At 65.6% G+C, this 7,638-nt stretch carries 7 protein-coding genes and 1 pseudogene; 1 reads left to right on the forward strand and 7 read right to left on the reverse strand.

What is annotated here, in order from left to right; translation table 11 throughout:
- Positions 1-10: 10 nt before the first annotated feature.
- From AC50YC_RS17910 to AC50YC_RS17940, 7 genes are all read right to left on the reverse strand, one after another.
- A complete protein-coding gene (locus AC50YC_RS17910) occupies positions 11-1,600 on the reverse strand; it encodes a long-chain-fatty-acid--CoA ligase (RefSeq protein WP_494954646.1) in 1,590 nt (529 codons plus the stop codon).
- Positions 1,597-2,823, reverse strand: a complete 1,227-nt coding sequence (locus AC50YC_RS17915; RefSeq protein WP_494954647.1) for an acetyl-CoA C-acetyltransferase — start codon at positions 2,821-2,823, stop codon at positions 1,597-1,599. The genes AC50YC_RS17910 and AC50YC_RS17915 overlap by 4 nt, the downstream gene beginning before the upstream one ends.
- Before the next feature lie 128 nt (positions 2,824-2,951).
- Positions 2,952-3,662 (reverse strand): TetR/AcrR family transcriptional regulator, encoded by a 711-nt coding sequence (locus AC50YC_RS17920; RefSeq protein WP_494954648.1) that lies wholly within the window; start codon positions 3,660-3,662, stop codon positions 2,952-2,954.
- Between the two features lie 50 nt (positions 3,663-3,712).
- Positions 3,713-4,978 (reverse strand): NYN domain-containing protein, encoded by a 1,266-nt coding sequence (locus AC50YC_RS17925; RefSeq protein ID WP_494954649.1) that lies wholly within the window; start codon positions 4,976-4,978, stop codon positions 3,713-3,715.
- 129 nt (positions 4,979-5,107) lie between these two features.
- Positions 5,108-5,311: a hypothetical protein gene (locus AC50YC_RS17930; RefSeq protein ID WP_354174248.1), complete on the reverse strand. Its 204-nt coding sequence runs from the start codon at positions 5,309-5,311 to the stop codon at positions 5,108-5,110.
- Positions 5,312-5,644: 333 nt separating this feature from the next.
- Positions 5,645-6,094, reverse strand: coding sequence for a MarR family winged helix-turn-helix transcriptional regulator (locus AC50YC_RS17935; RefSeq protein WP_494954650.1), 450 nt, complete (start codon positions 6,092-6,094; stop codon positions 5,645-5,647).
- A 117-nt stretch (positions 6,095-6,211) separates the two neighbouring features.
- Positions 6,212-7,018: a DUF2382 domain-containing protein gene (locus AC50YC_RS17940; RefSeq protein ID WP_494954651.1), complete on the reverse strand. Its 807-nt coding sequence runs from the start codon at positions 7,016-7,018 to the stop codon at positions 6,212-6,214.
- A gap of 328 nt (positions 7,019-7,346) precedes the next feature.
- On the opposite strand from AC50YC_RS17940, the pseudogene AC50YC_RS17945 reads away from it, so the two are divergent.
- Positions 7,347-7,638: pseudogene (locus tag AC50YC_RS17945) on the forward strand (hypothetical protein); the annotation flags it as partial.

Here is a 7,638-nt window from a genome sequence, read left to right on the forward strand (position 1 = left end):
ACCTGGCCCTCTAGGACCCGACGGGCCCGGCCACCAGGTTTCGCTTGAGGATTTTTCCGCTGGGCCCGAGGGGGAGCTCCGTGAGCAGCCTGATGACGCGCGGATACTTGTACGCGGCGAGCTGGGCGCTTGCGAATTCCATCAAGTCTGTTTCTGTGGCGGCGGCTCCCGCGTCGAGAACGATCGCGGCCGCAATTTCCTGGCCATGGACGTCGTGCGGGATTCCGTAGACCGCGGCGCTGACGACCTCCGGGTGGGTAAGGAGGATTTCCTCCACCTCGCGGGGGTAGACGTTGTAGCCGTTGCGGATGATCATGTCCTTTTTGCGGTCGACGATGGTCAGGTAGCCGTCGTCGTCCTTCGTCCCAAGGTCGCCGGTGCGGAACCAGCCGTCGACGATCGCCTCGGCTGTGGCCTCCGGTCTGTTGAGGTAGCCCTTCATCAGCAGGTGTCCGCGGATGACGAGCTCGCCAAGTTCGCCCCGGGGCAGCAGCTCGATGCTTTCGACCGTTTCGGCGCTGGCGATTTCGATGTCGACGCCCCAAATGGCCACCCCGATGGTGCCGGGCCGGGGTGGGGTCCCGACATGGTTGAACGCGGCAACGGGGGATGTTTCGGTCAGGCCGTAGCCTTCGTGGATTTCCACCCCGAAGACATCGCGGAATTTGTCCATGACGGCCAGCGGGAGGGAGGCGCCGCCCGAGACGCCGTAGCGGAGGGCAGCCGGGCGGACATCAGTGGCCTTGGCCGCTTCAAGAAGCGCAACATACATGGTCGGCACTCCCAGGAAGATGTTGACATTGTGCCGGGCCATCAGCGTGATGGCGCCCTCGCCGCTGAACCGGGGCATCATGACGATGGTGGCGCCGGCCCGCAGCCCCGCGTTGAGAACGACTGTCTGGCCGAAGGTGTGGAAGAGCGGCAGCCCGCCGAAGAGGACATCGCCCGGCTTGAAGTCCATGACGGACGTCAGGATGACGGAAGTCTGTTCCACCAGGGCGAAGTGGGTGCCGAGGGCTCCCTTTGGTTTGCCTGTGGTGCCCGAGGTGTACAGGATGGTGGCAGTATCCGAGGGCCGGCAGGGGACGTAACCGGGGATCGGCTCGGCCGCGGCGGCCTCGGCTTCCAGCCTCGGCAGCCCGCCGTCGTCGGGCGCCATCACGGTCAGGAGATCGGTCCCGGTGCTGGCGGCACCCGCAGCGCCTTCCTTCAGGAGCGGAGCGGCGCAGATCAGCAACCTGGCGCCGCTGTCCTGGAGCACGTATTCGATTTCACGTGCCTTGAGCAGGGCGTGCACCGGAACCACAATGGCGCCCAGCGAGAGGACGGCGTAGTACACCCGGGCGAAGTCCGCAACGTTGGGGATCAGCACGGCGACGGCGTCCCCGGGGCCGATGCCGCGCGCCCGCAGTGCCCCGGCGTAGGCGCGGGTCTCACTCCAGAGGTCGCCGTAGCTGGTTTCTTCCTCACCAACGATCAGTGCGGTGCGGTGCGGCGTCCTTCGAGCGGACTCAGCCAGGATGGCTGCGACGGAGATGGTTCCGAAGCCCTCTTCGGGATTATTGGTCATCATGGCCTGCTTCTTCGTAGTGATGGTCATGCCTTCAGGATCAGGGCGTCGCCCTGGCCGCCGCCACCGCAGAGCGCGACGACGCCGGTGCCTCCGCCTCGGCGCTTCAGCGCCAGCGCCTGATGCAGGACCAGGCGCGCGCCCGAAGCCCCGACCGGATGCCCGAGCGCGATGGCGCCGCCCTCGGCGTTGATGTCCTCCGGCTCGAGGCCCAGGTCCCTGGCGGACTGGATGAGCACAGAGGCGAAGGCTTCGTTGATCTCGACGAGATCGAGCTCCTGCGCGGTGAGGCCCTCCCGTTTGAGGGCGAGCTCAATGGCCCGGGCGGGTTGGGAATGCAGGGATCCGTCCGGTCCCGCCGTCTGGCCGTGCGCACCGATCTCGGCGATCCATTCGAGCCCTGCCGCTTCGGCCGCCGATTTGCTGGCGATCACGAGGGCGGCGGCACCATCCGAGAGCGGGGAGGACGATCCTGCGGTGATGGTCGCCGCTTCGTCTTTCGAGAACGCGGGACGGAGCTGTGCCAGGGATTCGGCCGTGGTCTCCGGGCGGATGCCCTCATCGTGCGTGAGAGTCAGCGCGGGCCCCTTGCGCTGGGGAATGTCGATCGGGGCGATCTCCTCGGCGTACACGCCGGCGGCGCGTGCCGCTTCGGCCCGCTGGTGCGACCGGGCCGCGACGGCGTCCTGCTCGGCGCGGGTGATGCCGCGTTCGGCGTTCCCGGCGTCCGTGGCCGCGCCCATCAGCAAGCCGCTGACCGGATCCTGCAGCCCGTCCCGGTTCAGCGAGTCCAGCATCGGGGCTTCCCCGATGACGACGCCGGCGCGGAGCCCGGGCACGAGGTGGGGTGCGTTGGTCATGGACTCCTGGCCGGCTGCAACGATGAAGTCTGCTTCCCCCGCCCGGATCATCCGTGCGGCGTCAATCACGGCTGTCAGACCGGAGAGGCAGAGTTTGTTGACCGTCACGGTGGGCACGTCCCAGCCGATTCCGGCGGCCAGGCTCGCCTGCCGCGCGGGCCCTTGGCCGGCCCCGGCCTGGATGACCTGGCCGACGATGACTGCTCCGATTTGTTCGGGGGCGACGCCGGCACGGTCCAGGGCGCCGCGGATGGCGTGCGCTCCCATTTCGCTGGAGGAGAAGGGTGTGAGGCTGCCCCGGAAGCGGCCAAAAGGGGTACGGGCGCCGCCGAGGATGACAGGGATGTTGGCGTTCTGGTTCAAACCGGGTTCTACGGGCGACGTCGTCATCATGTGTTTGTCCTTTGTCTCGGCGTCGGGACCTGGCCGCCCGCGTGCTGTGGCTCACACCACATCGACTAAGGATGCAATGAAACGCGGTTCCACGTCAAGAAACTCAGTTTCACGATGAAGGGTCGACGTCAGTGCAGCGCGTCACGGACCGCCTGCACAATCGCGTCCTTGTCGGCGCCCGCGGTAAGGACGGTCACGACGACGGCCGGGGACGCCTGCACTGAGGTGCCGGGGCCGAGCAGCGCCGGCCGGAAAATCTCCGAGAGGGCCCGAAGTTCATTCGCGAGTGCAGCAGACCTATCCCGGTCAGCGGTCACTGCTTCCGCGCCCGCGGGTGCAGTGCGCAGCCACCCCCGGAGGAAGGCGTTGTGCACGGCGACCGCGGCTGCAGCGAGGGAGACGGCCTTGTATTCACGATGCTCGACGTCGGGCAGTCTATCCAGCAGGTGCTGCACGAATGCCCTCTCGTACCGGTAGGACGTGACCAGTTCCCGGTCCCGGAGTGCAGGCACGGCCTGCATGAGCTCATAGCGCGCGCGGGACGTTTCCTGGTTCCGCAAGTGGTGATTGAAAACCAGCAGCGCCGCATCCTCGATCGCTGCCAGCGGTTCCTGAATCGTTTCCGCCAGACGGTCATTCACCTGCCGAAGGATCCGCTCATGGTCGGCGAAGACAACGTCCTCTTTTGACCCGAACTTGCGGAAGAACGTGCTGCGGCTCATGCCAGCGGCGTCCGCAAGGTCGTCAACAGAGGTTGCGTCATAGCCCTGCCTCGCCAAGAGCCCGATGGCGGCGGCAGCCGGTGCGTCGGCATTGTGGCGTGGCAGGTGCGAGGTCATGGGCCGAAATCTAGCACAACCGCTGGTGCCGCCTTGGCGGGGGGACGTTGCTAGTCATGGGAGCTGCCAGTCTGCGTGGACTCCAGCAGCCCGCCGCTGGCCCAGCGCCGCACCGCGAGCTTCTCGGCGGCGTCGAACTCCAGCAGCGCCACCCGGCAGAGTTCCTCCACATTCGCAGTCCAGGCTGCTGCCAGGCCTGCTGCCGTCGCCTGGTCGTTGAGCTGGAAATTGGCGTAGGCGAGGCCTTGAAGGACAAAGTTCACTGCGTTGCGGGAGACCGGCTGGCCCGCGCTGACGCAATCATCCCTGACCAGCCGGGACAATTCGGTGCGGTTGAGCGGATGCTCCCGAAGCCTGGCCGCCATGGCCAGGAACACCTGCCGGAACTGGGCCGCGGACAGTGCCGGAACATCCGTCACCCGGGTGACCTGCTCCTCGATGCCGGGCTGCACATCAGCCGGGGCGGGAAGATCCTCGCTCGAAAACCGCTTGGCGTCCCAGACCCAACCGCCTTGTGCCGGGGAATATTCGACGCTTTGGCCGATCTGGGCCACCCACGTCCCAAACTTTCCGAAGCCGCCCCAGTCTGTCTTCAGGGACGGGTCTGCAGTGAGGGCCCGGTGGGCGACGATCGCCCCGGCCACCGGTCCCGGAGCGTTGCGGATGAATTCCAGGACGTCACGGACCGCCGGCGAGGCTGCCTTGGATTTCGCCTTCGCTGCGGCCGGGACCTGCTGCTGCTGCTGCTTCGGGGACGCCACGGCGCGAATTGGCTCCACCGTTGTGCCGTTGAGGATGGCGACGAAGTCGTGGGACTCCACCACATGGTCCGCCATCTCCCGGTAGGCGAAGGCCACGGCGCCGGCTGCAATGACCGTGGTCATCCGGTCGGCGGCCCGGAACCGCTGGATCAGGGACGTGAAGTCGGCGTCGGCCGAAGCGATGAAGAACTCGTCGACGCCCCCGCTGCCGGACAGTGCGTCCATGGCATCAAGCACCAGGTTGATGTCCGTACTGCTCTTTCCCCGTTGCGTCAGCGACGGGCAGTCGATCACACGGAACCCGGCCCGGGTCCAGTAGGTGCGGTACTTCGAGTACACCACCGGGTTCAGATAGCAGTTGCGGATCAGGAAGCGCCGGGAGTCCTCGCCCGTGCCGCCGTCCGCCAGCGCCTCGGTCCAATGCTTGGGGTCCTCGGCGAATCGCTTAGCGGCGGCCGGGTCCAGGGCAAGCAGGCCAGTGTAGACGTTGTCGAAGTCAACGAACATCGCGGCGCGGATGCCGGGACGTCGGGACTGATGGAGAGGTTCGGTCATCGGCTCAGTGTGCCAGCAGGATGGCGGACCGGACCAGATATGACCTCCCACGGCGTTGCTTTCTCAAACACGACGACGACGGCGGGAGAACTCCCGCCGTCGTCGTGGTGATGCGTGGTGGCTGTGGTGCTAGGAGGAGACGGACTCGAGGTTGGCTGCTCCGTGGTTCAGGCTGAGCGTGAAGGTGCTCGGGCCGCTGGCATGGACCGCGATGTTGCTCTTCGGCGTGTTGTGACGGACCGAGAGGTCGTGGATCAGGGAATCCAGCTCGTGGTGCATCGTGGAGCGGTCCCAGAGCTTGTGGGTGACAGAGGTGGCAGTTTCAAACGTCATTGTTCAGTGCTTCCATTCGTGATCCGGGTGTCCGGCTGCCGCACCTATGCGGAGCCGCCGTAGGGCCAAACCGGGAACGCTCCGGACCGTTGGCGGCTCAGCGAGCTCACCGGGTTGGCCGCATTGCGTCACCAGGATGGGTAAAACTGTTGCCGCTGGTCCGCAGCAGACGCGGTGCGTCGGAGAGATCAGGGCTGCTCTGGCCGGGAAGTTTCCATCCCTGCCGTGCCTTTCCATAGTGCACAGCGCGGCACAACCGTCTCAAGCTGATTTCGCATTATTGCTCGTGAGACTCATCACAGGCGGGTGGGCCGAATCCCAGATGCCGGTGGATCAGTTGCGGGTCGAATCCCGTGTTTGCCGGGGGCCTGAGAAGGAATTTACGAATCGGGAGAGCTGTTCCCGGAGGATTTCCCACCCGTCGAAGTCTGAGGGAAGGGCAGCGCTTTCAGCCTCCCGGGCTGCGCTGAGGGCCTGTTCCCCGGCGTCGGTCATCTCCACCTGGAACTGGCGGCGGTCCTGTGGGTCTCGTGTCCTCGTGACCAGGCCTTCCGCTTCCAGGCGGGACAGGACGCGGCCAAGGGTCTGGCTTTGAACGTGGACCACTGCCGCGAGCTGTTCCTGGTTCATGGGACGGTGCGACATGGCCTTGAGTGCGATGACTGCGGCCCGGGTCAGGCCCAGTGGTGCAAGTGCATCGTCAAAGCGGCGCTGAACAAGGCGGGCAGCTGTGGTGAGAAGCAGGTAGCCGTCCCGGACGTTGTCCTGGGGGTCGAGGGGCATTAACGCCGGCCTTCCTTGGGCGGAACAGATGTCGGCCTTTCTTGGGGGTGGACAAAGGTCAAGCGGGAAGGCGGGCCAGGGCCGGCATCAGCCGGGACCCTGGCCTGCCCCTATCGCTTAGCGGCGCGTGTTGTCGTCGCCGTCCGTTTCGATGCGTTCCTTGCGGACTTCCTCATCGACGGTTACCTCGTCGGTGACGGTTTCCTTTTCGAGGCGGACGCGCTCGACCGGCACCGTTTGTTTTTCAACAACGGGGCGCTCCTCGTGGAGCACGACTTCGTGCTCTTCCTCGCTGATGCCCGGGCCGGACATCGCCGCCCCACGGTTGGCGTCCGTGATGGGTTCACGTTCGATCCGAACCTCTTCGCGCTGAACCGGAACGGTCTTGGTGACGTTTTCCGTGGTGACGTACTTGCGCAGCCGCACCCGTCCGGTGGCTTCCCGTTCGGTGCCGACGTTCAGGCGTTCCTCTGAACGGGTCATGGCATCGTCAGTGGTGGGACCCGAGGTGTCGTGTCCTACGGTGCCGCGGTCGGTATCGGCGAGGTCCGCTTCGCGGTGGTCCGCGTCCCGGCCGGCTGTCGCCTCGGTATAGGTCTGGCCACCACCGCTCAGGCCGTAGTGGGCGTAGAGCCGGTCCTCCTCGGCAGGATCGAGGTGCCCGTCGGTGTCCACCCGGGGGGCGTCCTTGACCTGGTCCTTGGTGTACGGGACGAGGAGGTCGCCCCCATCGACGCGGGCCCCTTCCAGCGGGACAAACGACTCCGAGGTGCCGAAGAGCCCGGTCTTGGCCGTGACCCACGTCGGCTGGCCGTTGTCGTCATCGGCGTAAATCTGGCCGATGGATCCGATCTTGTCCCGATCGGTTGTCAGCACGTTTCCGTTGCGCTGAAGCAGGTCATCAACATGTTCCTTGGCGAGCATGATGTCTCCTTGGATCTGTGGTGCGGTTTGGGGTTGCAACGGCTCCGTGTGGATCGCTGCATGACTCCACCATAAGCATGCTTAGTAAGTACTTGGCAAGCCTACTTACTAATTTTTTTTGGCTCCGAGTGACGCCAACTGCCGGGAATGCGTGAGCCCGCCCTTGGTCTTGGCCCATCCCCGGGCGGGGTGGACGTCCCGAAAAAAACTAAGTCTTGCGAAACAAACAGGAAGTGTGCTTACTATTTAGATAGTAACCGTGCTTACTAATTCACCGGCGCCGCGGGATCACGCTTTACCTGCGGACCCTTCCTGAAAGAGAGCAGCGATGACAGAAAACCAATGGCCCCAGACGACTCCCTCTGCGTCCGCCAACGAGTACCCGAGCACCGGGACTGTGCCGCCCGGCAGTGTGGCGGGTTCTGCCTCCACCAAAGAAGCAGTGAAAGACGAAGCGGCAGCAGTGGCAGGTCACGCCGCCGGGGACGCGAAAGCCGTGGCCGAAACCGCCAAGGCGGAGGCCGCCAACGTCGCCGCCGAGGTGAAGACGAACGCCAGGGACCTCCTGCACCAGGCCAAGTCCGACCTGACCGACCAGGCCGGCACGCAGCAGCAGAAGG

Source organism: Pseudarthrobacter sp. MDT1-56 (genome assembly GCF_059383555.1).